Origin of the sequence: Variovorax sp. UC122_21 (genome assembly GCF_044056785.1) — a bacterium.
Lineage (GTDB): Bacteria > Pseudomonadota > Gammaproteobacteria > Burkholderiales > Burkholderiaceae_C > Variovorax.
Genome location: NZ_CP172004.1, coordinates 5,782,792 through 5,808,743 on the forward strand (window position 1 = coordinate 5,782,792; position 25,952 = coordinate 5,808,743).

The window sequence follows — 25,952 nt, forward strand, 5'->3', positions numbered from 1 at the left end:
TCCCTCCTCCCCATGGCTGCCGCTTCGCGCGACCTGCAGGGGCTGCTCGCCGGCCTCGATCCTTCCGCCGACGTCGCTCGGCGCCACATCTGGCTCATCGACCTGTTCGACTGGCTGCGCGGCGACCGTGCCTCGCCGCAGGCGGCCATGGGCCGCGTGCTGCTGCTGCTCGACGCCATCGAGGCGCGGCCCGAGCTGCGCGAGCGCGTGCGCGCCTGGTGGCGCGTCTTCACGCGCGACGTCGACCTGTCGACGCTTTTGGCCGACTACGGCTTCGCGCCGCGCACCGCCTTCCTCAGCGAATTCAACGAGCGGCTGCGCCGCAAGATCCTGCCGGGCACGCCCGAGACCACCGATGCCTCGGACCTGTTCCGCATGGTGCTGCCGGGCGTCTTCGACGCGCGCTGGATCGCGCTGCTCGAGGCGCCGCAGCTGGTGCGCATCGGCGCGCTGCTGGCCGATGACACGGCGGACGACGGCCTCACCGTGCCGCGCTGGCGCGCCACGCTGATGGACGCCATCACCTACTGCGCGAGCCAGCTGGTGGCCGCGGGCTTCTCGTCCGAGCTGCGGCTGCGCATGCGCAGCACCGAGGAGAGCCGGCCCTTCCATGCGCTGATGGCCGAGCTCGACGAACTGCGCGAGCGGCTGTTCGACGACCGCCCGCGCGACGAGGCCGCGGTGCAGGCGGCCTTCGTCGCGTTCCGCGACCGGCTCGATGCCTGCCGCGCGAGCGCCGCCTCGGTCTACGAACACCTCGAGGACAACGGCATCTCGGTCGGCCTGGTGTTCCGCGTGCGCCAGATGCGCGAGCGGGTGCTGCGCATCCGCGAACTGCTCGACGGCCTGATGTCGCCCACGCCCGCGGTCAGCATCGCGCGGCTGGTCGGCCGGCTGGTGCAGGCCGGCAGCGAGCGCAACAGCATCCGCGCGCTGATCGCCTCGAACTCGTCGATGCTCGCGGCCAAGGTCACCGAGCGCAGCGCCGAGACCGGCGAGCACTACATCACGCGCGACCGCGCGAGCTACCGGCAGATGGTGCGCAAGGCCGCGGGCGGCGGCGCGCTGACCTCGCTCACGGTGCTCGCGAAGTTCGGCATCTACGCACTGGGCCTGTCGGCCTTCTGGAGCGGCCTGGGCTCGGGCGTGATGTACGCCGCCAGCTTCGTCGCGATCCAGCTGCTGCACCTCACGCTCGCCACCAAGCAGCCGGCCATGACGGCGCCGGCGCTGGCCGCGCGGCTGCGCGGGATCCGGGACCACAGCGGCCTCGACGAATTCGTCGACGAGGTCGCCAACCTGGTGCGCTCGCAGGTGGCGGCGGTGCTGGGCAACGTGCTGGTGGTGGTGCCGGCCGTGGCCGCGCTCGCCATCGCCTGGCAGCTGGCGCTGCAGCAGCCGCTGCTCGATGTCGCGCATGCGGGCGCGGTGCTGCGGTCGCTGTCGCTCGCGGGCCCGACGGCGCTGTTCGCGGCCTTCACCGGCGTGCTGCTGTTCGCCTCCAGCCTGATCGCGGGCTGGGCAGAAAACGCCTTTGTCCTGCATCGGCTGGACTCGGCCATGCGGTACAACCCCCGCATCGGCGCCGTCCTGGGCGCCGCCCGGGCCCGTCGATGGGCCGACTTCATGCGCACCCACATCTCCGGTTTCGCCGCCAACATTTCGCTGGGCCTGATGCTCGGACTGCTGCCAGCGGTCGCGGGCTTCTTCGGGCTCGGCCTCGACGTGCGCCACGTGACGCTGTCGGCCGGCCAGATCGGCGCGGCCGCGGTGTCGCTCGGCCTGCCGGTGCTGCAGCAGCCGCTGCTGTGGTGGGCGGTGGCGGCGATCCCGGTGATCGGTGCGCTCAACGTGAGCGTGAGCTTCTATTTCGCATTCCGGCTGGCGCTGCGCGCGCACAGCGTGAGCCTCGCCGACCGCGCCCGCATCCGCGGCGCGCTGCGCGAGCGCTGGCGCAGCCGGCCCATGAGCTTCTTCCTACCCGCATGAACCTGACGAGTCTCACCGCCGACCTGATGGGCTTCTGGTCCGAATGGGCCCGCCCGTCGGCCGGCCTTCCCACCGTGCTGTGGTCGCTGCTGCTGGCCGCGGCCGCCGCCTCCGGCCACCTGGTGCGCCGCTACATGGGCATGCCCAAGGTGGTCGGCTATTCGATCGTGGGCACCATCGTCGGCTTCGCCGGCTTCGAGGGCGCGATCTGGCCGCTGCGCGGCATCAGCCTGTTCCTGCTCGAGCTCGGCGTGGCCGTGGTGCTGTTCGAGGCCGGCGGCCGGCTGCCGCTGCGCTGGTTCCGCCACAACCCGATGGTGCTGGTGCAGAGCCTGCTCGAGGCCACGCTGACCTACTTCGGCGTGTTCTGGGTGCTGCGGCTGCTGGGCCTGCCCGACCCGGTGGCCAACCCGCTCGCGCTGATGGCGATCGTCGCCTCGCCCGCGGTGCTCAGCCGCGTGATCATGGACACCCGCGCCGCCGGCCCGGTGACCGAGCGCGCGATGACGCTGGCCACGCTCAACACCTTCTACGCACTCGCGCTCGGCTATGCGCAGGCCGGCCTGATCGAGCGCGCGCCGCAGACCGTGCTGCAGAAGCTCTATCCGATCGCGGTGGTGCTGGGCCTGTCCTTCGTGGTCGGCGCGCTGATGGCGCTGGCGCTGCGCACCGCGCTGCGCGTGATGAGCCCGACCAGCGAGAACACCTCGCTGCTGCTGCTGGCGCTGATCGCGGCCGGAGCCGCCGTCACGGCGCACATCGGCGGCTCCGCGCCGCTGGCCGCGCTGATCGGCGGCGTGCTGCTCAAGACCCTGAACCCCAAGCCCTGGGCCTGGCAGCGCCAGCTCGGCACCGCGGCCTCGCTGCTCACCATGCTGATGTTCGTGCTGGTGTCGATCGTCGCCGCGCAGGCCGACTGGACGCTGCCCGTGGCCAGCGTGGTGCTGGCGCTGATCGCCGTGCGCATGGTCGCCAAGATCGCCGGCGTGGCGATCGCCAATCCCGGCAGCGGCGCGAGCTGGAAGCAGGCCTTCTGGGTCGGCTGCGCGATGTCGCCGCTGTCCTCGATCGCACTCCTGATTGCCTCCAATTTCGCCACCGCCTCGCCGCTGCTCGGCACCATGATCACCCAGGTCGCGCTGCCCTCGATCCTGCTGATGGAGCTGCTGGGCGCGGTACTCGCCACGGTCGCGATCCACGCGGTCGGCGAGAGTTCGGTGCCCTGGGCGCCCGAGGCCTTCAGCAGCACCGCCGAGGACACGCAGCGATGAGCAGCCACACGACCACTCCCCCAAGCCCCGCGATCGACCCCGACAGCGACGACGTGCGCTCGGCGCCGCTCGCGGCCGATCCCGCGAGCCGCGCCGTCAAGCTCGAGCCGTTCAACAAGTCGGAGGCGCTGTCGCTCGGCGTCGAGCTCGAGCTGCAGCTCGTGAACACGCACGACTACGACCTCGCGCCGTATGCCGAAGACATGCTGCGGCTGATGGCGCAGACCCCGCTGCCCGGCAGCGTGGTGCCCGAGATGACCTCGAGCATGATCGAGATCTCGACCGGCATCTGCCATTCGGCGCAGGACGTGATCGCGCAGCTCACGCCGATCCGCGACGCGCTGATCAAGAACGCCGACAAGCTCAACATCGCGGTGGTCGGCGGCGGCACGCATGCCTTCCAGCAATGGCACGAGCGGCGCATCTACGACAAGCCGCGCTTTCGCGAGCTGTCGGAGCTCTACGGCTACCTGAGCAAGCAGTTCACCATCTTCGGCCAGCACGTGCACATCGGCTGCCCCGATGCCGACTCGGCGCTGCTGATGCTGCACCGCATGTCGCGCTATATCCCGCACTTCATCGCGCTGTCGGCCTCCTCGCCCTTCGTGCAAGGGCAGGACACGCAGTTCGACTCGGCGCGGCTGAACTCGGTGTTCGCCTTCCCGCTGTCGGGCCGCGCGCCCTTCACCACGAGCTGGAAGGAATTCGAGGCCTACTTCGAGCGCATGACCCGCACCGGCGTCGTGCGCAGCATGAAGGACTTCTACTGGGACATCCGGCCCAAGCCCGAGTTCGGCACCATCGAGATCCGCGTCTTCGACACCCCACTGACCGTGGCGCGCGCCGCCGCGCTCGCGGGCTACGTGCAGTCGCTGGCCGCCTGGTTTCTGCAGGAGCAGCCCTTCGAGCCCAGCGAGGACGACTACCTGGTCTACACCTACAACCGCTTCCAGGCCTGCCGCTTCGGCCTCGACGCGGTCTACGTCGACCCGGCCAGCGGCCAGCACATGCCGCTGCGCGACCACATCCTGATGACCATGACCCAGCTCGAATGGCACAGCGAGGCGCTCAACGCCACGCAGGCGCTGGGCGAGCTGCGCACCAGCGTCGAGACCAACCGCAACGACGCGCGCTGGCTGCGCGAGCGGCAGGGGCGCGAGCGGCTGCTGGCCGAGGTCGTGCGGCAGGCGTCGCTGCGCTTTCGCGGGGCGGCGTAGCGCGCGCCTCAGCGCGGCACGTAGCCCTTCTCGAGCACCGCGCCGCTCTCGGCATCGATCACGAAGCGCGCGCGCGCGCCGAAGGCGACGGCATTGCTCTCGATCTCCCAGCGCGCGGACTGCTTCGAGAAGAACCAGGGCTTGCGCAGCCGCGCCTGCACCGGCTCCACGAAGGCCCAGCCCTGCTGCAGCGCGATGCGGCGCGCAACGCCGATGGCGGTGGCTTCGTCGATCATCGCGCGGGCGCGGGCTGCAGCCGCGGCGAGGACGGTGGAGCGGGCAGTGGCGGCAACGGCGGCAGTGCCTGCGGCATGCGGGGATGCGTGGACATCGGCCCGTCGCTCACGCCGACCCAGAACAGGGTGCCGCCCAGCGAGATGGTGCCGATGGCCATGCCCTCGGCGCGCATCTGCGACACGGTGACGTAGCCGAATTGAATGGGGAAACGGTAGGCGCCGAGCGCCTGCGACAGGCCGTGCACCCGCAGCTGGCCGTAGCCCTCGGCCATCGCCTCCTCGAGATAGCGCAGCAGCGAGGACTTCGAATAGGCGTTCCAGCGGAACTGCGCGCGCAGCTGCCGCAGCGGGCCGGTGCGCGGCGAGAAGTAGCGGTGCACGAGCTCGTGGAACAGCGTGACCTTCTGCTCGGTGAGGCTCTGGGCGCGCGAGACCGCGATCTCGCCGTACATGCTGGTGCCGCCGAGCTCGCCGCCGGGCAGCGAGCGCGGCCGGCTCAGCGACAGCCCGTTGCCGGCCGGCGGCGGCGTGCCCACGTCGGGCAGCGGTTCGACGCGCGGCATGCCGCGCTGGACCACGGGCTTGGCGGCGCCGCGCAGCAGCATCGCCTGGATCGCGGAGATCCCCAGCAGCATCACGGCCTTCGCGAAGTGGCCGGCGGCCTCGTCGAGGTCGGCGCTGGTGCGTCCGTTGACGGCCTTGGTGGTGAATTCCGACAGCTCGCCCGCGCCCGAGAACACCGACATGCCGAGCGCCGCGAAGCCGACCACCAGCAGGATGATGTCGACCACCTCGCCCACGCCGAAGAAATGCGAGCCGGCCCACACCACCAGCGTGCCGGCGACGATCGCCAGCGCCTCGGGTTGCAGCATCGCCTCGACCGTGCCGCGCGCCTCGCCGGGCAGCAGCGGGAGCGAGCGGCGCATGGCTTCGCCGACGCGTTCGGTCGCGGACAGGGTCAGGGTATCGGGCATCCGGCGGGTCTCCTCGTACAGCCCTTCAATCTAATGCATCGTCGCGGCGCCGCGTGTCGGCCATCGGCGTATGCCTTTCCCCGCTTATGCTCGGCGCATGGGTGAATTCGACCTGATCCAGCGCTATTTCCAGCGCCCCGCCACACGCTCGCCGCTCGGTGTGGGCGACGACTGCGCGCTGCTCGCGCCCGCGCCGGGCATGCAGCTCGCGGTCTCCTCGGACATGCTGGTCGAGGGCCGGCACTTCCTCTCGACCGTCGATCCGGCGCGGCTCGGCCACAAGGCGCTGGCGGTCAACCTCAGCGATCTCGCGGCCTGCGGCGCGAAGCCGCTGGCCTTCACGCTCGCGCTGGCGCTGCCGGGCGTGGACGAAGGCTGGCTCGAAGGCTTCTCGCGCGGCCTGTTCGCGCTGGCCGACGAACACGGCTGCGAGCTGGTGGGCGGCGACACCACGCGCGGCCCGCTCAACCTCTGCATCACGGTGTTCGGCGAGGTGCCCGCCGGCGCGGCGCTGCTGCGCTCGGGCGCGCGCGCGGGCGACGAACTGTGGACCAGCGGCACGCTCGGCGATGCGCGGCTGGCGCTCGAGAACTTCCGCGGCACGCTGTCGCTGCCGGGCCCGCTGTTCGAGCGCACGCGCGCGCGCATGGAGCAGCCCGCGCCGCGCGTGGCGCTGGGCCAGGCGCTGCGCGGCATCGCGAGCGCGGCGGCCGACGTGAGCGACGGGCTCGCGGGCGACCTCGGTCACATCCTGCGCGCGAGCCGCGTGGGCGCGACGCTCGACGTCGATGCGGCGATGCACTGCATCGCGGCCGTGGCCGACGGCTCGGCCGCCGCCGCGGGGCTGGAGCGCGACACGCTGCGCGCGATGGCGATCTCGGGCGGCGACGACTACGAGCTGGTGTTCACCGCGCCCGCCTCGGCGCGCGCGGCGGTGGAACAGGCCGGCCGCGACAGCGCGACGCCGGTCACGCGCATCGGGCGCATCGATGCCGAGAGCGGGCTGCGCTTCGTCGATGCCGCGGGCGCGCCGGTGGCGCAGCGCTTCGGCTCCTTCGATCACTTCGCCTGAAGGCCGCGCTGCCTCACAGCGTGCGCTTGAGCACGTCGAGGAACTGGCGCGCCGCCTCCGACAGCGTGTGGCCGCGCTTGGTGACCACCGAGATGTCGCGCGCCACGCGCGGCGCGCTCAGCAGCTTGATGACCAGCGCGGGATCGCCGGCCGCGCGTGCGAAGGCCGAGGGCATGATCGACGGGCCCATGCCGCAGGCGGTCATCCACAGCGCGGTCGAGAGGAAGGACACCTCGTGCGCGACCTCGAGCGCCACGCCCGCATCGCTGGCGGTGCCGTCGATCAGCGGCCGCACGCCATAGCCGGGCCGCACCGTGATCACCGGATGGCGGCCGAGGTCGGTCCAGCGCACCACGCGCGCCTGCGCCAGCGGATGGTCGTCGCGGCAGACCAGCGCGAGATGGTCGCGCAAGAGGCGCTGCGTCTCGACCTCGGCACCGGGCCGCTCGGGCGTGCCGATGCCGAAGTCCACGTGCTCGCCGAGGATGCGCGCGATGAACTGGTCGGGCGCGCAGTCGTTGACCACCACGCGCACCTTGGGATGCTGCCGCTGGAACTCTCCGATCGCCTCGGGCAGCAGGAACGAGGCCAGGGTCGGCGTGATCGCGATCGAGACCCGGCCGCGCTCGAGCGTGGCGAGGTCGCGAAAGCCGGCCGCGAGCGCATCGACGTCGCGCAGGATGCGCTCGGCCGCCGGCAGCATCTCCTGCGCGGCGGCCGTGGGCTTGAGCGAGCGCGTGGTGCGGTCGAACAGCCGCGTGCCCAATCCCTCCTCGAGCTGACGCAGCAGCATGCTCACCGCCGACTGCGTGACGAACAGCCGCTGCGCCGCGGCGCTGAGCTGCCGCAACTGGTAGACCGCGAGGAAGGCGCGCAGCTGGCGGATCGTAGGACTGAAGTTCGCTTTCATCAGGAAACATGATATTTGGTTCTGAATTTCTTGATTTACGAATGAATGCGCCCAGCGTTCAATCGGGCGCCAGAACCCGGATGCACACATTCAAGGAGTCCCGATGACCGCAACGATCGCCCGCGGCGCGACACAACCGCTGCGCAGGCAATTGCTGCTGGCCGCGGCCGCCGCGCTGTCCGGCGGCACCTCCTTCGCGCAGGCGCCCGCGGCGGGCGCCTTTCCCGACAAGCCGATCCGCATGGTCGTGACCTTCCCGCCCGGCGGCAGCGCCGACGCGGTGGTGCGCATGCTGGTGCCGCGACTCAACGAGAAGCTGGGCCAGCCGGTGGTGGTCGACAACCGGCCCGGCGCGGGCGGCAACGTCGGGCTCACGCTGGTGGCCAAGGCGCCCGGCGACGGCTACACGCTGGGCGTGGGCGCGGCGGGCGCGCTCGCGGCCAACGCGAGCCTCTATGCGCAGATGCCCTTCGATCCGCTGAAAGACTTCAAGCCCGTGGGCATGCTGGCTGCGATCCCGTTCGTGATCGTGGGCCATCCCTCGATCGCGGCACGCACGCAGCGCGAGCTGATCGCGCTCGCCAAGACGCAGCCCGGCGGCCTGTCGATCGGCCATGGCGGCAACGGCACGGCGATGCACCTGTCGGCCGCGCTATTCGCGCAGATGGCCGAGGTCAAGCTGGTCGAGGTGCCCTACCGCGGCTCGGGCCCGGCCGCGCTCGACGCGCTCGCGGGGCAGGTGCCGCTCGCGGTGGTCGACCTGCCCTCGGCGCTGCAGCAGATCAAGGCCGGCAAGCTGCTCGCCTTCGCCGTCACCAGCCCGGCGCGGCTGCCGATGCTGCCCGAGGTGCCGACGGTGGCCGAGGCCGGCCTGCCCGGCTACGACTCGACCGGCTGGTTCGGCGTGGTGGCGCCCGCGGCCACGCCCGCGCCGGTGGTCGCGCGGCTCAATGCCGAGATCAACGCGGCGCTGGGCGACGAACAGATCAAGGCCGCGATGCGCAACCTCGGCGTGGAACCCGCGCCCGGTTCGAGCGAGGCCTTCGATGCCTACATCCGCTCCGAGACGCGCAAGTGGGCCCAGGTGATCCGCACCGCCAACATCAAGCTCGAATAGACCCCCTGCGCATGAAGCAAGACCTCGATCTCCAGGCCGACGTGCTGATCGTCGGCGCCGGCCCGGTGGGCCTCTCGCTCGCGATGGACCTGGCCTCGCGCGGCGTCAGCACGATCGTGTGCGAGACGCGCGCCTTCGCCGAGCCGCCGAACGTGAAATGCAACCACGTGGCGTCGCGCACCATGGAGCAGTTCCGCCGCCTGGGCGTGGCGCGGAAGCTGCGCGACGCGGGCCTGCCGCCCGAGCATCCGAACGACGTGGTATTCCGCACCAGCGTGACCGGCACCGAGCTCGCGCGCATCCCGATTCCCTGCCGGCGCGACCGCTACACCGAGACCGAGGGCCCCGACGCCTGGTGGCCCACGCCCGAGCCGCCGCACCGCATCAACCAGATCTACCTCGAGCCGATCCTGCTGCGCCACACGGCCGCGCTGCCCGGCGTGACGCTGCTCAACCGCACGCAGGTCGGCGGCTTCACGCAGGACGCCGAGGGCGTGACGGCGATCGCCACCGACCTCGACAGCGGCGTGACGCGCAGCCTGCGCGGGCGCTACATGGTGGGCTGCGACGGCGGCGGCTCGGCGGTGCGCAAGCAGATGGGCGCGAAGCTCGAGGGCACGGCGGTGATCCAGCGCGTGCAGTCGACCTGCATCCGCGCGCCCGGCCTGCGCGCGCTGATCCCGGGCAAGCCCGCGTGGTCCTACTACGCGATGAACCCGCGCCGCTGCGGCACCATGTTCGCCATCGACGGCCACGAGACCTGGCTGGTGCACAACCACCTCAACGCGGAGGAGCCCGAGTTCGATTCGGTGGACCGCGACCGCTCGCTGCGCGAGATCCTCGGCGTCGGTCCCGATTTCGAGTACGAGATCCTCAGCAAGGAGGACTGGGTGGGCCGCCGCCTGGTGGCCGACCGCTTCCGCAACGGCCGCGTGTTCCTCGCGGGCGATGCCGCCCACCTGTGGGTGCCCTACGCGGGCTACGGCATGAACGCCGGCATCGCCGACGCGCTCAACCTCGCGTGGCTGCTCGCGGCCTGCGTGCAGGGCTGGGCCGACGAGGGCATCCTCGACGCCTACGAGGCCGAACGGCTGCCGATCACCGAGCAGGTCTCGCAGTTCGCGATGGACCATGCGCAGAAGATGATCCGCGCGCGCCGCGCGGTGCCTTCGAACATCGAGGCGCCCGGCCCCGAGGGCGACGCGCTGCGCGCCGACATCGGCCAGGAGGCCTACGAACTCAACGTGCAGCAGTTCTGCTGCGCGGGCCTGAACTTCGGCTACTTCTACACCGGCTCGCCGATCATCGTGCCCGACGGCGAGCACGTGCCGCCGGCCTATTCGATGGGCGCCTTCACGGCCTCGACCGTGCCGGGCTGCCGCGCGCCGCACTTCTGGCTGGCCGACGGCCGCTCGCTCTACGACGCCTTCGGCCCGGGCTACACGCTGCTGCGCTTCGACCGCAGCGCCGACGTGCGCGCGCTGGAACGCGCGGCCGACGCCTACCGCATGCCGCTCACGGTGCTCGACATCGACGCCGCCGTGGTGCCGCCGGCCTACGCGCACCGGCTGGTGCTGTGCCGCGCCGACCAGCACGTGGCCTGGCGCGGCGCCTACGTCCCGGCCGACGTGTACGAACTGGTGGCGCGGCTGCGCGGCGAGCCGCAGCGCGAGCGCGCGGCCAAGCGCGCGCTGCCGTGGGAAGGGGTGCTGGCCTAGGACTCGCGCGTGGTCGACACCACGCGCCGCGCCAGCAGCACCACCAGCGCCGGCGCGATCGCGAAGCTCGCGAACAGCCACACGGCCGCCGAGCGCGCGCCCTCGACGCCGCCCGGCTGCGTGAGCCCGGCCGCGTTCGCCACCAGCCCGGCCACCGCGGCGCCGACCGCCATGCCGTAGAGCTGGACCGTGGTGATCGAGGCCGAGGCCAGGCCTTCCTCGCCGGCCGGCGCGCGCGACATCACGCGCGTCAGCAGGTGCGGCCAGCCGATGCCCACGCCGAGCCCCACGGCCGCCAGCGCCAGCGCGACGGCCAGCGTCTCGAGCCCGGCGGGCAGATGCCCCGGCGCGGGCAGCAGCACGGCCAGCGCCGCCAGGCCCAGTGTGCAGACCACCGGGCCGGCGCGCAGCATGCGGTCGGCACCGACGCCGCTGCGCCCCGACGAGAGCAGCGAGCCCACGCTCCAGCCGCCGGCCATCGCGGCCGTGAGGTAGCCGGCCGCGAGCGGCGTGTGGCCGTGCAGCAGCTGCAGGAAATAGGGCACGAAGATCTCGGTGGTGGTGCCGATCAGCAGCAGCGCCACGCTGGCGTAGATCGCGCCCAGCGGCGCGGCGATCGAATAGGCGCCCGTTGGCAGCAGCCGCACCGCGGCCGCGCGGTCGACGCGGGTGGCGGCGATGCCGAGCGCCAGCCCCAGCGCGACGCCCGCGGCCTGCACCGGCAGCGAGGCGCCGAACTCGCTGGCCGCGATCACCAGCACCGAGGCCAGCAGCAGCGCGATCTGCGGCAGCGCGATGCGCGGCGCGGCGGCGGGGCGCTCGTGGCGCACGCCGGCCGCGGGGCGCAACTGCAGCGCCACCAGCAGCGCCTGCGCGGCCGCCACCGGCAGCAGGGTCCAGAAGGCCCAGCGCCAGTGGCCGCCCTGCGCGAACAGCCCGCCCACCGCCGGCCCGCACAGCGTGGCCACGCCCCACATGCCCGACACCAGCGCCACCGCGCGCGGCCACAGCCGCGGCGCGAACACCAGCTGGATCAGGCCGTAGCTCAGCGCCGCCAGCAGCCCGCCGCCCAGCCCCTGCACCGTGCGGCCGGCCAGCATCCACGGCATGGCCGGCGCGAGCGCGCAGCCGATGGCGCCGGCGCTGAACACCGCCAGCGCCGCGAGGCAGGCGCCGCGCGGGCCCAGCACCGCGAGCAGGCGCACCGACAGCGCCGCGCCGAGGATCGAGCCGAGCACGAACAACGTGGTGCTCCAGGCGTACCAGTCGAGCCCGCCGATCTCGCGCACCACCGAGGGCAGCACGGTGGTCACGATGTGGACGTTGACCGCATGCAGCGCGACGCCGCCGGTCAGCGCGAGCGCGCGCCAGCCGTTGCGGCCGCTGAAGAGTTCGCCCCAGCCGGCGGTGGCCGGCGGATCGGCGCGGGAGCGGTCGAGGGCGGGGGAGGAGGAAGAGGCCATGGTGGAGGCGTTGGCCCCGGCGGCGAAAGCGCCCGGGCCCGGATCTGGAAAGGTGCCTGGATCCTAGGCTGCCACTCCGAATTAAACAAGTAATCTCTTTGATAAATAAAATCGAAGACGACGGGCCGCGCGCCCCGGCGGCACCCGCTGCGGCAAGATGCGCGACACTCCCGGCTGATGCACGCCGCCGTTCCCGCCTCCGATCCCGCCCGTCCGATGCCCACTTCCGGCGCCATGCCCCCGCCCTCCATCCGCCGCCCGAGCGCGCGCTTCCTGTTCTCGCATCCCGCGCACTTCATCGGGCTGGGCCTGGGGTCCGGCCTGTCGCGCTTCGCGCCCGGCACCGTGGGCACGCTGTGGGCCTGGGCCGCGTTCTCGGTGATGCAGCACTGGCTGTCGCCGGCCGCGATCGGCTGGATCATCGGGGTCTCGCTGCCGCTGGGCTGGTGGGCCTGCACGCTGACCGCGCGCGACATGAACCTGGCCGACCCCGGCGCGGTGGTGTGGGACGAGGTGGTCGCGTTCTGGATCGTGCTGTGGCTGGTGACGCCGGCCGGCCTGTGGGCGCAGATCGTCGCCTTCGCCCTGTTCCGCTTCTTCGATGCCGCCAAGCCGGGCCCCGTGGCCTGGGCCGACGGCCTGTTCAAGCAGCGCGATGCCGCGCAGGTGCGCTGGTGGCACGCCGGCTTCGGCATCATGCTCGACGACCTGGTGGCGGCCTTCTGCTCGCTGCTGGTGATCGCGCTCTGGCGCGCCTGGTGAGACCCCGACCCATGGAATCCTCCTTCCCGCCCCCCTCGTCGCAGGACCTCGACACGCCCGAGCTGGTGGAGGCCCTGGCCGGCCTGCTGCTGAAGAAGGGCTGGCTGCTGGCCACCGCCGAGAGCTGCACCGGCGGCCTGATCGGCGCCGCCTGCACCGAGCTCGCGGGCTCCAGCGCCTGGTTCGAGCGCGGCTTCGTGACCTATTCCAACGCGGCCAAGACCGAGCTTTTGGGCGTGGACGCCGCGCTGGTCGAGGCGCACGGCGCGGTCAGCGAGCCGGTGGCGCGCGCGATGGCGCTGGGCGCGATCGCGCATTCGGCGCCGGCGCGCGCCGCGGTGGCGGTCACCGGCATCGCCGGCCCCACGGGCGGCACGCCCGACAAGCCGGTCGGCACCGTGTGGTTCGGCTGGTCGGTCGACGGCCAGGTGCGCACCGAGCGGCGCCGCTTCGACGGCGACCGCGCGACGGTGCGCGCGGCCACGGTGCGGCATGCGCTGCACACGCTGGTGCAGCTGCTCGAAACCCCGACCGCGGCCTGATCAGGCCAGCGCGAACTCGCCCAGCGGCCGGCGCGGCGCGGGCGGCACCAGCGCCGTCGGATAGCCGATGCGGCACAGCAGCTGCAGCGTGCGGCCGCGCGCATCGCGCGGCGGCGGCAGGCCCAGCAGCATCTCGTGCGCCGCTGCGTGGTGCGCGGCCATCTCCGCGAACTCCTCGAGCGGCTGGCTCAGCGGGTGCATGCCCAGCCCGAGGTCGGTGGCGCGCAGTTGCTGGCGCAGGTAGGCGCGGCCGGCGTTGAGCTGGTCGGTGCGGCTGTTGCCCGCGGTGCTGAGCCAGGCGAAGCCCATGGCGGTGCTGGCCTGGTCGGCATACAGCGCCAAGGTGCGCTCGAAGGCGCGGCTGCCCTCGCGCGCCGGCACCTCGCGGTCGAAGCGGCCCAGCGCCACGGCCAGCCGCAGCGCGGGATCGTTGAGCGAGAAGCCGTCGCGGTGCGCGAGGATCTCCTCGGGCCCCACGCGCAGCAGCCGCAGGTTCTCGCGCGCGGTGTGGGGCGTGGTGATCTCCACCCGCGCCGCGGCCAGGCAGAGCCCGCGCAGCGGCAGCACGCGGGCCATCTCGACGGTGCCGTCGGCACGCAGCGAGCCACCGTCGGGCACCGCCGCGATCACGCCCTGCAGCAGTTCGGCCGAGACCGGGCGCGCGGTGTCGAAGCGCTGCTTCGGCGTGCGCCGGCGCAGCACCTGGGCGAACAGCGGATCGGGCGTGCCGCCGCCCGAAAGCCGCAGCCGCGCCACCGGCAGGTGGCCCCACTGGCGCGGGTCGGCGGGCAGTTCGCCCTGCGGCCACAGCTGCACGCTGGCCGCCACGCCCTGCTGGGCCAGCGCCATCACCAGCAGCTCGAGGAAGGCGCCCTGGCCGATCACCAGCTGGCGGCCGAAGGGGTCGGTCTCGGGCAGCAGGCGCTCGCGGTCGCAGTACAGGACGATCGCATCGGGCTCGCGCAGGTCCACGCGCCAGGGCTGCCGGTTGTAGGCCGAGGGCGCGGTCACCGCATAGGCGAGCGCGCGCCGGCGCACGTCGGGCTCGTCGGGCTCGTCGCCCGGACCGTTCCAGATCTCCAGGGCCGCCGCCGGCATGTCGTCGTGCAGCCACCAGGTGGCCAGTGCCGCGGCGCCCGCGGCCAACACCACACCGCCTCCCAGCAGCCGGACAAAGTTTCTTCGCTCGTCCATGCCGGGGATTATCGGAAGTCAAGAATGACTTCACAATTAGACAACCGTTGACAACAGATATTCAGAATTGAATACCCCATGCGGCGCGGCACCGACCTCGATTTCGACTGGCGACTGATCCGCTCCTTCCTCGCGGCCCTCGACAGCGGCAGCCTGCTGGCCGCCTCGCGCCTGCTCAATGCGAGCCAGCCGACGCTGGGGCGGCACATCGCCGAGCTCGAATCGCAGCTCGGCGTGCTGCTGTTCGAGCGCACCGGCCAGGGCCTGCGTCCCACCGCCATGGCCACGCAGCTGGCCGAATCGGCACGCGTCATGGAGAACGGCGCGCTCGCGCTGTCGCGCAGCGTGGCCGGCGCCAATGCCGCCAGTTCGGGCACGGTGCGGCTGTCGGCCAGCCAGGCGACGGCACGCCACCTGCTGCCGGCAATCCTGGCGCGCATGCGGCTCGAGCTGCCCGAGATCCAGATCGAGCTGGTGGCCAGCAACGAGGTCAGCAACCTGCTGCGGCGCGAGGCCGACATCGCGCTGCGCATGACCCGGCCCGAGACCGCGAGCCTGGTGGCGCGGCGCGTGGGCCGCTTCGCGCTCGGCGCCTTCGCGCAGCGCGACTACCTGCGCCGGCGCGGCACGCCGCGCCACTGGAGCGACCTGCCGCGGCACGACCTGCTGGGCTACGACCGCGACGAGAGCATCCTGCGCAGCTCGGCCGCGCTCGGCGCGCCGCTGCAGCGCGAGGACTTCTGCTTTCGCACCGACGACGTCAGCGTCTACTGGGAGGCGCTGCGCCACGGCATGGGCATCGGCTTCGTGGCCGAATCGCTGGCGCGCAGCGACCCCGAGGTGGTGCGCGTGCTGCCCGCGCTCAAGCTGCCCGTGCTGCCGGTGTGGCTGGCGGTGCACCGCGAGGTCCGCACCGACCGGCGCATCCGCGCGGTCTATGATTTCCTGGTGCGCAGCCTTCCGGCCGCGCTCTGACCCTCTTCCCAACCACCGCGCCGCCGGCGCCCGAGGCCCATGACAGCCACCACCAACGCGCAGACCATCGAGCGCTTCTACGGCGCGTTCGCCCAGCTCGACGCCGCCACCATGGAAGCCTGCTATGCACCCGACGCGGTGTTCGACGACGAGGCCTTCTCGCTGCGCGGACGGCGCGAGATCGGTGGCATGTGGCGCATGCTGTGCGAGGCCACGAAGGCCAAGGGCGCGGACGTCTGGCGCCTGAGCCATCGCGACGTGCGCGCCGACGAGCGCGGCGGCAGCGCCCACTGGGACGCCCACTACCGCTTCAGCGCCACGGGCCGGCTGGTCGACAACAGCATCGACGCGCGCTTCGGCTTCACGCCCGAGGGCCTGATCGCCACCCACCGCGACAGCTTCCCGTTCTGGACCTGGTCGCGCCAGGCGCTGGGCACGCCGGGGCTGCTGCTGGGCTGGTCGCCGATGCTGCGCAACAAGGTGCGCGCCACCGCCGCCGCCAACCTCGCCAGGTACCTCGCGAGCCGGCCCGCCTGAACACCAACCTTGCAAGGAAAACCATGAGCACCGACGACAACGCCCCGATCCTCTCGAACAACGAGGCCGAGCACCGCTACGAGGCCCGCATCGGCGGCGAGCTCGCCGCGCTGGCCGAATACAACCTGCTGACCGACGCGATCATGTTCACCCACACCGAGGTGATGCCCGCGCACGAGGGCAAGGGCCTGGGCTCGAAGATCGCGAAGCACGTGCTCGACGAGGCCCGCGCGCGCGGCCTGCACGTGATCCCGGTGTGCCAGTTCATCGCGGGCTACATCCGCAAGCACCGCGAGTACGCCGACCTGGTGCGGCCGGACATCCAGCGCGCCTTCAAGATCTAGGAACGCTGCTTCGCGGCCGGCGCCGGCAGCCAGGCGAAGGCCGCGATGCCCGCCAGCAGCAGCGCGGCGATGGTGGCCAGCACGGCCGTGAGCGGATCGCCGCCATGCGCCGCCGCCACCGAGGCGGCGACGCCCGTGCCCCACTGCATCAGCGCCACGCCCATGAACATCGCCATGGTGAAGACCGCCATCGCACGCCCCGTGAGCGCCGCCGGGTAGGCGCCGCGCACGTCGGCGTACTGCCAGACGATGAAGCCCGACAGCAGGCCGATCAGCAGCATGCCGGCGATGTCGAGCCAGGCCGAATGCACGAAGGCGATCAGCGCGAACAGGCCCGCGTAGGCCAGCGCCCAGAGCACGATGCGGCGGCGCCGCGCGCGGGGCTCGGCACTGTCGAGCCGGCCGAACAGCGGCGCGCCGACCAGCGAGATCACCGACACCGCGAGCGCGACGTTGCCGCTGTTCACCAGCGAGAAGCCGTGCCGCTCGATCATCAGCGGCCCAAGCCAGAGCCCGCGCAGCGAGATGAAGGCGGCGTAGGTCACGCCGCCCAGCACCACGATGCCCAGCGTGTGGCGCAGCATCAGCAGCGCGCCGAACTGGCGGATCGCCTCGGGCACCGACTCGCGCCGCGCCGGCACGGCCGCCGCGGGCTCGCGCACCCAGTGCCAGATCGCGAGCCAGGCCAGCGCGGCCGCCAGCGCCAGCAGCACGAAGCCGGCGCGCCAGGAATGCGCCTGCACCAGCCAGGCCAGCGGCGTGCCGGTGACCAGCATGCCCAGGCCGCCGATCGCCAGCACCAGCCCCGAGACGGTGGCGAAGCGCTCGGCCGGGAAGTGGCGCGCGATGAAGACGGTGCAGACCAGGAAGGCCGGCGCGCAGCCCACGCCGATCAGCGCCTGGGCCAGCACCAGCACCAGGTAGTTCGAGGACAGGGCCGACAGCAGCGCGCCCGCGATCGCGACCGGGAAGGCCACCAGCACGGTGCGCCGCACGCCGTGCAGGTCGATGCCGATGCCCATGAACAGCTGCATCGCGCCGAAGGCGAAATGGAAGGCGCCCGAGAAGATGCCCAGCGCCTGCGGCGACAGGCCGAACTCGGCCTGCAGCGGGCTGGCCATGATGGCGCCGACGGTGCGGAAGGCCTGGCTCAGCGCCACGCCCGCGCACAGCGCGAGCACCATGGCCCAGGCCGCGCGCGCGTTCAGCCCGCCGGCCGGTGGTGAAGCGGTGCTGGCGCCCTCAGCCGGCACCGTGGCACTTCTTGTACTTCTTGCCGCTGCCGCAGGGGCAGGGATCGTTGCGGCCCGGCGTGGCCTCCTTGCGGAGGGTCTCGACCTTCGGGCCCAGGCTCTTCCAGAGCTGGCGCAGGTCGTACACGGCCCAGATGGCGGCGCCGAAGTCGTCCAGGCGCTGCTGGCTCACGCTGGGCGGGCCGTTCTCGTCGTACATCGAGAGCACCGGCTTGGCCTTGTCGTCCTCGGTCAGCACGACGATGTTCTCGAGCGCGTCGTCGAGCATCTGGGCCGCCTCCTTGTCGCGCGGCGGGGTCCAGTCCTCGGGCCAGTTCTCGACCGCGTACATGAAGCCCAGCGCCCAGACCTGGGCGAACGAGGGCAGCGCCTCGCCGTCCATCTCGGCGCGCTCCTCGGGCGGCAGCGCGGCGACGGCGCCGCGGGTGTCGAGCACCTCGGGCTGCCAGCTGCGCTCGTCCTCGAGCGTCTCGACGTCGGCATCGAGGCCGGTCTCGATCTCGCGCCAGCGGCGCTTCCAGTGCCAGACGAACTCCATCTGCTGGGCCGGCACGAAGCCGTCGCCCAGTAGCACGGGCCAGTACTCGGCGGGCTCGATGACGCGGCGGGTACAAACCAGCGCTGCCAGGAAGCCCTCGCAGAACTCCCACTGGGGGATTTCCTCGTCGTGCTCGCGCATCGCGTCGAGCGCCCGATCGAGGGCGTCGAAGTCGTCGGGACCGAGGGGTTGCAGGTCGGTGGCGGGGGCCGGGGTGGTGCCGGCGGAGTCGGGTGGGGTGGTCGTCATGGCAAGTTCGAAGCAGCCCTCTATGATGCAGCAGGCTCCGGCAGCCCCCAACAACCATGCCCACGATCACTCCGTTTCCGGTCCGCTACACCGCCTTCGCCCTGTGCGTGGCCGGCTTCGCGGCCAGCCTGGCCTTCGTCCTGGCCTCCCCCCATCTCTGGTTCGCCTGGCTCGCGCTGGTGGTGTTCGCGGTGCTCGCGGGCACCGGCGTGCACGACCTGCGGCAGACCCGGCACGCGATCCTGCGCAACTACCCGGTGATCGGGCACCTGCGCTTCCTGCTCGAATTCATCCGGCCCGAGATCCGCCAGTACTTCATCGAGAGCGACGCCGAGGCCGCGCCCTTCTCGCGCGCCCAGCGCTCGCTGGTCTACCAGCGCGCCAAGGGCGAGCCCGACAACCGTCCCTTCGGCACCCAGCTCGACGTGACCATCGCGGGCTACGAGTGGATCAACCACTCGATGCAGCCGACCAAGCTGGCCGGCCACGACTTCCGCATCGTGATCGGCGGCACGCCGCAGCCGGCCGATGCCAATCCGAACCAGGTCTGTACGCAGCCGTACAGCGCCAGCGTGTTCAACATCTCGGCCATGAGCTTCGGCGCGCTCTCGGCCAACGCCATCCTCGCGCTCAACCAGGGCGCCAGGAGCGGCGGCTTCGCGCACGACACCGGCGAGGGCTCGATCTCGCAACACCACCGGGTGCACGGCGGCGACCTGATCTGGGAGATCGGCTCGGGCTACTTCGGCTGCCGCAACGACGACGGCTCGTTCAGCGAGGAACGCTTCATCGCCAATGCGCGCGACCCGCAGGTGAAGATGATCGAGATCAAGCTGAGCCAGGGCGCCAAGCCCGGCCACGGCGGCGTGCTGCCGGCACCCAAGGTCACGCCCGAGATCGCGGCCGCGCGCGGCGTGCCGATCGGCGTGGACTGCATCTCGCCGTCCTCGCACAGCGCCTTCTCCACGCCCACCGAGATGATGCATTTCGTGGCCCGGCTGCGCGAGCTCTCGGGCGGCAAGCCCACCGGCTTCAAGTTCTGCCTCGGCCATCCCTGGGAATGGTTCGGCATCGTCAAGGCGATGCAGGCCACCGGCATCACGCCCGACTTCATCGTGGTCGACGGCGCCGAGGGCGGCACCGGCGCGGCGCCGGTCGAGTTCAGCGACCACGTGGGCGCGCCGCTGCAGGAAGGCCTGCTGCTGGTGCACAACACGCTGCTGGGCGTGAACCTGCGTCACCGCATCAAGCTGGGCTGCGCCGGCAAGGTCATCACCGCCTTCGACCTGGCGCGCATGATGGCGCTGGGCGCCGACTGGTGCAACGCGGGGCGCGGCTTCATGATGGCCCTGGGCTGCATCCAGGCGCAGAGCTGCCACACCGGCCACTGCCCGACCGGCGTGACCACGCAGGACCCGGTGCGCCAGCAGGCGCTGGTGGTGCCGACCAAGGCCGAGCGGGTGCGCAACTTCCACCACAGCACGCTGCATGCGCTCAAGGAACTGGTGCAGGCCGCCGGCCTCGACCATCCGCAGCAGATCACGGCCCACCACATCGTGCGCCGCATCTCCGACACCGAGGTGCGCCTGCTGAGCAACCTGGTGATGCAGGTGCAGCCCGGCGCGCTGCTGGGCCCGCTCGACGCGCAGCACAACGTGTTCCGCACCTACTGGCCGCTGGCCAGCGCCGACAGTTTCCAGCCCCTGACGCAGGGGATCCAGGGCACGCAGGAGGCGCTCGCGACGGCGCCCCAGGGGCTCGCGCTGGCCGCATGAATCCGTTGCGACGTGGCGGCGCCGGTGCGCGCCTTTCGATGCGCAAGGGCGTGGCCTCGGGCCCGGCCCCGCTGGACGCGATCCCCTCCGCGCCCGCGCCGGGCGACTACGCCGCCTTCCTGCGCACCACCCTGCCGCGCCAGGCCAAGAACGTGGCCAGCCACCGCTTCGGCGACGAGCGCGTGTGGCTCAAGAAGGCCGGCCCGCGCCACGGCAAGTGGGGCTACCGGGTGATGGCCGCGGTCGCGCGCATGGCGCGGCTGGACATCATCAAGCCGGTGCCGAACCCCGGCGGCGAGGCCGCCATCGCGACCGAGGCGCGCCGGCTGCGCCAGCTGGCCGCGGCCGGACTGCGCGTGCCCCGGGTGCTGGCCGAGCAGGCCGACGGCCTCTTGATCTCGGACCTGGGCGCCAGCGGCCGCGGCACCGTGGTGCTGCAGGAGCGGCTCGACCAGGCCGCCACCGCCGGCCCGGCCGCGCTGCTCGCGGTCTGGCGCGAAGGGCTGGCGGCGATCGCCACCGTGCATGCGCACGGCCAGCACCTGAGCCAGGCCTTCGACCGCAACCTGGTGCAGTGCCCCGACGGCGTGATCGGCTACATCGACTTCGAGGACGACCCCTCGGAGGTGATGACGCTGGCCGAATGCCAGGCGCGCGACTGGCTCAGCTACCTGCATTCCACGGCCATGATGCTCGAGGCCGCGGCGCCGATGCCGCCGGCCAGCACTGGCATGCGGCGCTGGCCGAGGTGAACGCCGACGTGCGCGAGCGCATCGCGAACGCGGCGCGGCGCATGAAGTGGGCGCAGAAGCTGCCCGCGAGCCGGCGCTGGGGCCGCGACACGCAGCGCGTGCGGGCGGTGGCGCGGCTTCTGGGCCGCTGGCACAACGCCTGAGCGACGGAGCCGGCTACGGCAGCGGCTCGAAGGCCGCCTGCACCGCCACCCCGAGCGTGCCCAGCCGCTTGCGCATCGAGAGCACCGCCTTGTCCTTGCTGAGCAGCCGCGCGCGGTGCGCCACCGCGAGGTCGACGAACATCTGGTCGTCGGGGTCGCTGCAGACGTAGGGCGCACGCTTGGGCACGCCCTCCACCAGCCGCGCGCGCGCATCGAAATCGGCCAGCACGGCCGGCAGCTCGAGCGCGCGCTGCGCCATGCGGCGCGCGATCAGCGGATAGCGCAGCACGCGCGCGAGCTCGCCGCGCATGGGCTCGGTGGCGATCCAGCGCAGTTCGCCGGCCGCGAGCACGGCCGCCAGCGGGGCCCAGGCCGGGTCCTCGAACACCAGCAGGTCGAGCGCGATGTTGGTGTCGATGACGATCGACGGCGGCGCGGGCAGCGCCGGGCTGTCTGCGGACACGCGCATGAAGCCGCTAGCCCCGCGCCGAGCCCGCCACCATGTCGAAGCGGAACAGCCGGCACTCGATCGGGCCGTTCCACATCGGCACGCGGCGCGATTCCTTCAGGCGCATGCGCTTGGGCAGCTTGAGGTCGGGCGTGAGCACCCAGGCGGTCCAGCCCGGGTAGTTCTTCTTCCAGTGGCTCGCGAGCTGCGGGAAGAATTCGCCGCCGTCGCCCTCCGCCTCTCCCTCGGCGGGTGCCGCCACCTGCGCGGTCTCGCGCGCGCCGCTGCGCGTCACGCCGCCGATGCCGATGCGCTCGCCGTAGGGCGGGTTCAGCACGATCAGGCCGGCCTCGGCGGGCGGCATGCGCTGCAGCGCGTCGCCGCCGCGGAACTCGACCGCGTGGTCGACGCCCGCGCGCTCGGCGTTGCGCTGCGCGAAGTCGACCATGCGGTGCGAGACGTCGGAGCCGAAGATGCGCGGCGAGGCGCCGGCTTCGGCCGCCGGCGGTTCGGAGGCGGCGCGCACCGCGGCCCACACGTGGGGCTGGAACGGCAGCAGCTTCTCGAAGCCGAAGCGGCGCAGCCAGCCGGCCGGGATGCCGAGCGCGATCTGGGCCGCCTCGATGGCGATGGTGCCGCTGCCGCAGCAGGGGTCGTACAGCGGCTGGCCGGCGACCTCGCCGGTCTCGGGGTTCCACCAGCCGCTGGCGGCCAGCATGGCGGCGGCCAGCGTTTCCTTCAGCGGCGCGTCGCCCTTGTCCTGGCGCCAGCCGCGCTTGAACAGCGGCTCGCCCGAGGTGTCGATGTAGAGGGTGCAGGTGTCGGTGGTCAGGTGCGCGAACACGCGGCAGTCGGGCCACTGGGTCTCGATGCTCGGGCGCACGCCGCCGGCGCGGGCGCGGAAGCGGTCGGCGATCGCGTCCTTGATGCGCAGGGTGGCGAAGTTCAGGCTCTGCAGCGGGCTGTGCTGGGCCGTGGTCTCGATCTTGAAGGTCTGCTTCGGCGTGAACCAGATCTCCCAGGCCACGCCGCTGGCCAGCCCGTAGAGGTCGTTCTCGTTGCGGTACAGGCCCTGGGCCAGCTCGACCAGCACGCGCTGCGCGAGGCGGCAGTGCAGGTTGAGCTGCAGCACCTCGCGCCAGTCGGCGCGCACCCGCACGCCGCCGCGCAGCATCAGCAGGTCGTCGCCGGCACGGCCGGTGAGCGCATGCACCTCCTGCGCGAGAAACTCCTCGACGCCGGCGGCGCAAGGCAGGAAAAGGGAGAGATCATTCACGGAAGTTCGCTTGGTCGACGGCCGGCTACGGGATTGCCATTGTCGCTGTGTCGCCCTGCTTGCCTATAGTGGTCCGGTCCATGAAGCCCCTGCACGACTCCGCGGCGCCCGCCGCCCACCCCGCCAGCGCCGGCGGAAACCCCTCTTCCCCCGGGGCGGCGCGGGACGACGGCTTCGCCATCCAGTGCGAGGTGCTGCGCATCTCGGTGCAGCCGATCGGGCCGATCCTGGCGGTGCAGTACCTGCTGAACTGCGGCATCGCGGCGCTGTTCGCCTGGCAGTTCTCGCTGCCGCTGTCGCTGGCCTGGCTGGGCCTGATCACGCTGGTGACGGTGATGCGCGCCTTCGTGCCGCAGCGCCTGCCCGAGCCCTTCACGCCCGCGAGCCTGCGCCGCGCCCAGCGCGTGCACGTGCTGCGCACCGGCATCTGGAGCTGGCGCACGGCGCGGCCGGCGTGCTGCTGTTCGACCCCTCGCGCATCGAGCTGCAGCTGCTGCTGGGCGTGATCGTGATGGGCATGACGCTGTCGGCCGCCTTCTCGGTCTCGTTCTACACGCCGGCCACGCAGCTCGCGATCACCTTGCTGCTGGCGCCGATCATCGTGATGGGCATCTGGCTCGGGCCGCCGATGATGATCGCGGTCGCCGTCATCGGCGCCGGCCTCACCGCCATGATGTGGAAGCTGGTGGCCGAGCGCTCGCGCCAGCTCGAGGAGAACATCGGCCTGCGCCTCAACGAGCGCACCCTGCGCGAGCAGGCGCTGGCCGGCCTGCGCGCCTCCGAGCAGGCCCAGGCCGAGCGGCTGCGCTTCTTCTCGGCCGCCAACCACGACCTGCGCCAGCCCGTGATGGCGATCGGCCTGCAGGCCGAGGTGCTGCGCCAGCAGCTGCGCGAGGGCGCCGACACGATGGCGGTGCAGCACACGGTGGGCTCGCTGGCACGCGCCCAGCAGGCGCTGGAAGGACTCACCAACCAGTTGCTGGAGATCGGCCGCATCGAGGCCGCGGCCGACCCGCTGCGCCCGGCCGCGGTCGCGCTGGCGCCGCTGCTGCACGAACTCGCGCGCCAGGCCGGCGAGCGCCGGGTGCTGGTGCGCTGCCCGAGCGACGCGGTGGCCTGGAGCGACGCGGTCTCGCTGCGCCGCGTGCTCGCCAACCTGGTCGACAACGCCGTCAAGTTCACGCCCGCGGGCCGGGTGCTGCTGGCGGTGCGCGCGCGCCGGCGCGAGGGTGAGGCCGCCTGGCGCGTCGAGGTGCGCGACAGCGGCATCGGCATCGCGCCCGAGGCGCACGAGCGCGTGTTCGGCGACTTCGAGCAGATCGGCAACGTCGAGCGCAACCTGCAGCGCGGCCACGGCCTGGGGCTGGCGATCGTGCGGCGGCTCGCGACCCAGCTCGGCATCGAGGTGGTGCTGCGCTCGGCGCCCGGTCGCGGCTCGGTGTTCGCCTTCGAGCTCGCGGCCGCGCCCGCCGACGCCGCGCCGCCGGCGCCGGCCGCCCTCAAGCCGCCGGCCGATGCCGCGCCCGCGCTGCGCCCCGGCCTCGCGGTGCTGGTGGTCGAGGACAACGCCGTGGTCGCCGACAGCCTGCAGTCGCTGCTGCGCCAGTGGGGCGCGCAGCCGCGCGTCTACGGCAGCGCCGCCGAGGCGCTGGCGCTGGCCGACCTGCAGGCGCTCGACCTCGCGCTGTGCGACATCCGGCTGCCGGGCGCGCTCGACGGCATCGCGCTCGCCACCCGGCTGCAGCAGCTCAAGCCCGCGCTGGCCATCTCGCTGGTGTCGGCCGACATCGACGAGGCCACGCAGCGGCTGGCCAACGAGCGCGGCTGGCATGCGCTGCGCAAGCCGGTGCAGCCGGCCGAGCTGCATGCGCTGCTGCGGCGCGCGCAGCAGGCGCCGCCGCGGTAGGAGCGGCGCCACCGGGCGCGGCGTTCCGAGCTATGCTGCGCGCCATCCCCGATGCCGGCCCGCCCGCCGATGCCCAGCGCCCCCTCCGCCCCGACCCTCGCCGAACTGAAGGCGGCCCGCTACACGCCGGTCGCGATCGGGCTGCACTGGCTGCTGGCGCTGCTGATCCTCGGCGCGCTCGCACTGGGCCTGTACATGACCGGCCTGCCGTTCTCGCCGCAGCGCGTGCGCCTCTACAGCTGGCACAAATGGACCGGCATCGCGATCCTGCTGCTGTCCGCCGCGCGCCTGCTGTGGCGCCTCGGCCATCCGCCGCCCACCTTGCCCGACTTCGTGCTGGCCGCCATGCCGCGCTGGCAGCGCACGGGCCGCACGATCAGCCATCGCCTGATGTACCTGCTGTTCTTCGCCGTGCCGCTGCTGGGCTGGGCCCAGAGTTCGGCGCTCGGCGTGCCGGTGGTGTGGTTCGGCGTGCTGCCGCTGCCCGATGTCGTGCCCGTGGACCGCGCGCTCGCCGAGCAGTGGCTGCAGCCGCTGCACCGGGCCGGCGCCTACCTGCTGGGTGCCGTCTCGGTGCTGCACGTCGCGGCCGTCGTCAAGCACCAGTGGATCGCGCGCGACGGCCTGCTGCGGCGCATGTGGCCCGGGCCGTCGTCGACTTCCAGGAAACCCAACGCATGACCTCGCTTCTTCACCGCTGGCCCGGCGCGCTGGCGCTCGCCACGCTCCTCCTTCCGGCGGCCCATGCCGAGCCGCCGCCCGCGCGGTTGGTGCCCGAGAAGAGCCAGATCGTGTTCGTGAGCAAGCAGATGGGCGTGCCGGTCGAGGGTTCGTTCAGGAAGTTCGACGCGCGCATCGCCTTCGATCCGAAGAAGCCCGAGGGCGGCAGCGTGGCGCTGCAGATCGACACCGCGAGCGCGGCCTTCGGCATTCCGATGACCGATGCCGAGCTGCCCAAGGCGCCGTGGTTCGATGCCGCGCATTTCCCGCAGGCCGGCTTCCAGACCATGGCCATCAAGGCGCTCGGCGACGGCCGCTTCGAGATGGCCGGCAAGCTCACGCTCAAGGGCATCGCCAGGCCGCTGACCGTGCCCGTGACGATCGCGCCGGGCTCCAACGGCCAGTCGGTGGCCAGCGGCAGCTTCGTGCTGCAGCGCATCGACTACAAGGTCGGCGACGGCGAATGGACCGACACCTCGGTGATCGCCAACGACGTGCAGGTGCGCTTCAAGCTCGTCGTCGACGGCCTCGGCGCGCCCTGACCCCCACACACTCCCCGCATGCAGCATTC

The 25,952-nt window shown here is 72.5% G+C and carries 27 protein-coding genes; 18 read left to right on the top strand and 9 right to left on the bottom strand.

The features are described from left to right. The first annotated feature begins 12 nt into the window (after positions 1 to 12). From ACHMXE_RS39930 to ACHMXE_RS39940, 3 genes are read left to right on the top strand one after another with little or no spacing between them, the layout of a single operon-like run. Positions 13 to 1,989, top strand: coding sequence for a site-specific recombinase (locus ACHMXE_RS39930; protein WP_395349102.1), 1,977 nt, complete (start codon positions 13 to 15; stop codon positions 1,987 to 1,989). Further along, positions 1,986 to 3,260 (top strand): cation:proton antiporter, encoded by a 1,275-nt coding sequence (locus tag ACHMXE_RS39935; protein WP_057593323.1) that lies wholly within the window; start codon positions 1,986 to 1,988, stop codon positions 3,258 to 3,260. Before ACHMXE_RS39930 ends, ACHMXE_RS39935 begins: the two co-directional genes overlap by 4 nt. Continuing rightward, positions 3,257 to 4,477, top strand: coding sequence for a YbdK family carboxylate-amine ligase (locus ACHMXE_RS39940; protein WP_281081048.1), 1,221 nt, complete (start codon positions 3,257 to 3,259; stop codon positions 4,475 to 4,477). The genes ACHMXE_RS39935 and ACHMXE_RS39940 overlap by 4 nt, the downstream gene beginning before the upstream one ends. Positions 4,478 to 4,485: 8 nt before the next feature. Here ACHMXE_RS39940 and ACHMXE_RS39945 read toward each other — a convergent pair whose 3' ends face one another. Further along, positions 4,486 to 4,713: a hypothetical protein gene (locus tag ACHMXE_RS39945; RefSeq protein WP_395349103.1), complete on the bottom strand. Its 228-nt coding sequence runs from the start codon at positions 4,711 to 4,713 to the stop codon at positions 4,486 to 4,488. Then, positions 4,710 to 5,687 carry a hypothetical protein gene (locus tag ACHMXE_RS39950; RefSeq protein WP_395349104.1) on the bottom strand — a complete coding sequence of 326 codons (978 nt, stop codon included), beginning with the start codon at positions 5,685 to 5,687 and terminating at the stop codon, positions 4,710 to 4,712. The genes ACHMXE_RS39945 and ACHMXE_RS39950 overlap by 4 nt, the downstream gene beginning before the upstream one ends. Before the next feature lie 97 nt (positions 5,688 to 5,784). On the opposite strand from ACHMXE_RS39950, the gene thiL reads away from it, so the two are divergent. Next, a complete protein-coding gene (gene thiL, locus ACHMXE_RS39955; RefSeq protein ID WP_209545950.1) occupies positions 5,785 to 6,759 on the top strand; it encodes a thiamine-phosphate kinase in 975 nt (324 codons plus the stop codon). A 13-nt stretch (positions 6,760 to 6,772) separates the two neighbouring features. Here the strand turns inward: thiL and ACHMXE_RS39960 are convergent, their stop codons facing one another. Next, positions 6,773 to 7,669: a LysR family transcriptional regulator gene (locus tag ACHMXE_RS39960; protein ID WP_395349105.1), complete on the bottom strand. Its 897-nt coding sequence runs from the start codon at positions 7,667 to 7,669 to the stop codon at positions 6,773 to 6,775. Positions 7,670 to 7,772: 103 nt separating this feature from the next. Here ACHMXE_RS39960 and ACHMXE_RS39965 point away from each other — a divergent pair, with 103 nt between their 5' ends. Both ACHMXE_RS39965 and ACHMXE_RS39970 read left to right on the top strand, forming a co-directional pair. Further along, positions 7,773 to 8,786, top strand: coding sequence for a tripartite tricarboxylate transporter substrate binding protein (locus ACHMXE_RS39965; protein WP_203204087.1), 1,014 nt, complete (start codon positions 7,773 to 7,775; stop codon positions 8,784 to 8,786). 11 nt (positions 8,787 to 8,797) lie between these two features. Beyond that, positions 8,798 to 10,504: an FAD-dependent oxidoreductase gene (locus tag ACHMXE_RS39970; RefSeq protein WP_395349106.1), complete on the top strand. Its 1,707-nt coding sequence runs from the start codon at positions 8,798 to 8,800 to the stop codon at positions 10,502 to 10,504. Here the strand turns inward: ACHMXE_RS39970 and ACHMXE_RS39975 are convergent. Then, positions 10,501 to 11,967 carry an MFS transporter gene (locus ACHMXE_RS39975; protein ID WP_395349107.1) on the bottom strand — a complete coding sequence of 489 codons (1,467 nt, stop codon included), beginning with the start codon at positions 11,965 to 11,967 and terminating at the stop codon, positions 10,501 to 10,503. The two genes, ACHMXE_RS39970 and ACHMXE_RS39975, sit on opposite strands and share 4 nt — an antisense overlap. A gap of 234 nt (positions 11,968 to 12,201) precedes the next feature. Here ACHMXE_RS39975 and ACHMXE_RS39980 point away from each other — a divergent pair, with 234 nt between their 5' ends. Then, on the top strand, positions 12,202 to 12,729 hold the full coding sequence (locus tag ACHMXE_RS39980) for a phosphatidylglycerophosphatase A (protein WP_203204085.1): 528 nt from the start codon (positions 12,202 to 12,204) through the stop codon (positions 12,727 to 12,729). Positions 12,730 to 12,740: 11 nt separating this feature from the next. Next, positions 12,741 to 13,271, top strand: a complete 531-nt coding sequence (locus ACHMXE_RS39985; RefSeq protein WP_395349108.1) for a CinA family protein — start codon at positions 12,741 to 12,743, stop codon at positions 13,269 to 13,271. On the opposite strand, the gene ACHMXE_RS39990 is transcribed toward ACHMXE_RS39985, so the two are convergent. Further along, entirely contained in the window at positions 13,272 to 14,465 is a 1,194-nt protein-coding gene (locus ACHMXE_RS39990; RefSeq protein ID WP_395349109.1) for an Acg family FMN-binding oxidoreductase, read from the bottom strand. A 78-nt stretch (positions 14,466 to 14,543) separates the two neighbouring features. Here ACHMXE_RS39990 and ACHMXE_RS39995 point away from each other — a divergent pair, with 78 nt between their 5' ends. The 3 genes from ACHMXE_RS39995 to ACHMXE_RS40005 are packed head-to-tail and all read left to right on the top strand — an operon-like array spanning position 14,544 to position 16,321. Then, the gene (locus ACHMXE_RS39995; RefSeq protein ID WP_203204082.1) at positions 14,544 to 15,440 is read left to right on the top strand and encodes a LysR family transcriptional regulator; all 897 of its coding nucleotides are present in this window, start codon (positions 14,544 to 14,546) and stop codon (positions 15,438 to 15,440) included. Positions 15,441 to 15,479: 39 nt separating this feature from the next. After that, on the top strand, positions 15,480 to 15,977 hold the full coding sequence (locus ACHMXE_RS40000) for a nuclear transport factor 2 family protein (RefSeq protein ID WP_203204081.1): 498 nt from the start codon (positions 15,480 to 15,482) through the stop codon (positions 15,975 to 15,977). 23 nt (positions 15,978 to 16,000) lie between these two features. Continuing rightward, the gene (locus tag ACHMXE_RS40005) at positions 16,001 to 16,321 is read left to right on the top strand and encodes a GNAT family N-acetyltransferase (RefSeq protein WP_057595774.1); all 321 of its coding nucleotides are present in this window, start codon (positions 16,001 to 16,003) and stop codon (positions 16,319 to 16,321) included. Here ACHMXE_RS40005 and ACHMXE_RS40010 read toward each other — a convergent pair. Continuing rightward, positions 16,318 to 17,505, bottom strand: coding sequence for an MFS transporter (locus ACHMXE_RS40010; protein ID WP_395353011.1), 1,188 nt, complete (start codon positions 17,503 to 17,505; stop codon positions 16,318 to 16,320). The genes ACHMXE_RS40005 and ACHMXE_RS40010 overlap by 4 nt on opposite strands. A gap of 58 nt (positions 17,506 to 17,563) precedes the next feature. After that, positions 17,564 to 18,361, bottom strand: a complete 798-nt coding sequence (locus ACHMXE_RS40015; protein ID WP_395349110.1) for a UPF0149 family protein — start codon at positions 18,359 to 18,361, stop codon at positions 17,564 to 17,566. 56 nt (positions 18,362 to 18,417) lie between these two features. Here ACHMXE_RS40015 and ACHMXE_RS40020 point away from each other — a divergent pair, with 56 nt between their 5' ends. Genes ACHMXE_RS40020 through ACHMXE_RS40030 form a run of 3 tightly spaced genes read left to right on the top strand, consistent with a single transcriptional unit; the run spans position 18,418 to position 21,031 of the window. Beyond that, entirely contained in the window at positions 18,418 to 20,136 is a 1,719-nt protein-coding gene (locus tag ACHMXE_RS40020; protein WP_209545965.1) for an FMN-binding glutamate synthase family protein, read from the top strand. Further along, entirely contained in the window at positions 20,133 to 20,888 is a 756-nt protein-coding gene (locus ACHMXE_RS40025; RefSeq protein WP_395349111.1) for a hypothetical protein, read from the top strand. The genes ACHMXE_RS40020 and ACHMXE_RS40025 overlap by 4 nt, the downstream gene beginning before the upstream one ends. Next, positions 20,885 to 21,031, top strand: a complete 147-nt coding sequence (locus tag ACHMXE_RS40030) for a hypothetical protein (RefSeq protein ID WP_395349112.1) — start codon at positions 20,885 to 20,887, stop codon at positions 21,029 to 21,031. The genes ACHMXE_RS40025 and ACHMXE_RS40030 overlap by 4 nt, the downstream gene beginning before the upstream one ends. Positions 21,032 to 21,044: 13 nt before the next feature. Here the strand turns inward: ACHMXE_RS40030 and ACHMXE_RS40035 are convergent, their stop codons facing one another. Continuing rightward, positions 21,045 to 21,500 carry a putative toxin-antitoxin system toxin component, PIN family gene (locus tag ACHMXE_RS40035; RefSeq protein ID WP_203204077.1) on the bottom strand — a complete coding sequence of 152 codons (456 nt, stop codon included), beginning with the start codon at positions 21,498 to 21,500 and terminating at the stop codon, positions 21,045 to 21,047. Positions 21,501 to 21,507: 7 nt separating this feature from the next. Then, positions 21,508 to 22,755, bottom strand: coding sequence for a class I SAM-dependent RNA methyltransferase (locus ACHMXE_RS40040; protein ID WP_395349113.1), 1,248 nt, complete (start codon positions 22,753 to 22,755; stop codon positions 21,508 to 21,510). An 80-nt stretch (positions 22,756 to 22,835) separates the two neighbouring features. On the opposite strand from ACHMXE_RS40040, the gene ACHMXE_RS40045 reads away from it, so the two are divergent. The 4 genes from ACHMXE_RS40045 (at position 22,836) to ACHMXE_RS40060 (ending at position 25,923) form a co-directional block, all read left to right on the top strand. Next, positions 22,836 to 23,261 carry a hypothetical protein gene (locus ACHMXE_RS40045; protein ID WP_395349114.1) on the top strand — a complete coding sequence of 142 codons (426 nt, stop codon included), beginning with the start codon at positions 22,836 to 22,838 and terminating at the stop codon, positions 23,259 to 23,261. Next, positions 23,210 to 24,661, top strand: coding sequence for a hybrid sensor histidine kinase/response regulator (locus ACHMXE_RS40050; protein WP_395349115.1), 1,452 nt, complete (start codon positions 23,210 to 23,212; stop codon positions 24,659 to 24,661). The genes ACHMXE_RS40045 and ACHMXE_RS40050 overlap by 52 nt, the downstream gene beginning before the upstream one ends. A 69-nt stretch (positions 24,662 to 24,730) precedes the next feature. Then, positions 24,731 to 25,342 carry a cytochrome b gene (locus tag ACHMXE_RS40055; RefSeq protein ID WP_395349116.1) on the top strand — a complete coding sequence of 204 codons (612 nt, stop codon included), beginning with the start codon at positions 24,731 to 24,733 and terminating at the stop codon, positions 25,340 to 25,342. Then, positions 25,339 to 25,923 carry a YceI family protein gene (locus ACHMXE_RS40060; protein ID WP_395349117.1) on the top strand — a complete coding sequence of 195 codons (585 nt, stop codon included), beginning with the start codon at positions 25,339 to 25,341 and terminating at the stop codon, positions 25,921 to 25,923. The genes ACHMXE_RS40055 and ACHMXE_RS40060 overlap by 4 nt, the downstream gene beginning before the upstream one ends. The last annotated feature ends 29 nt before the right edge of the window (positions 25,924 to 25,952 follow it).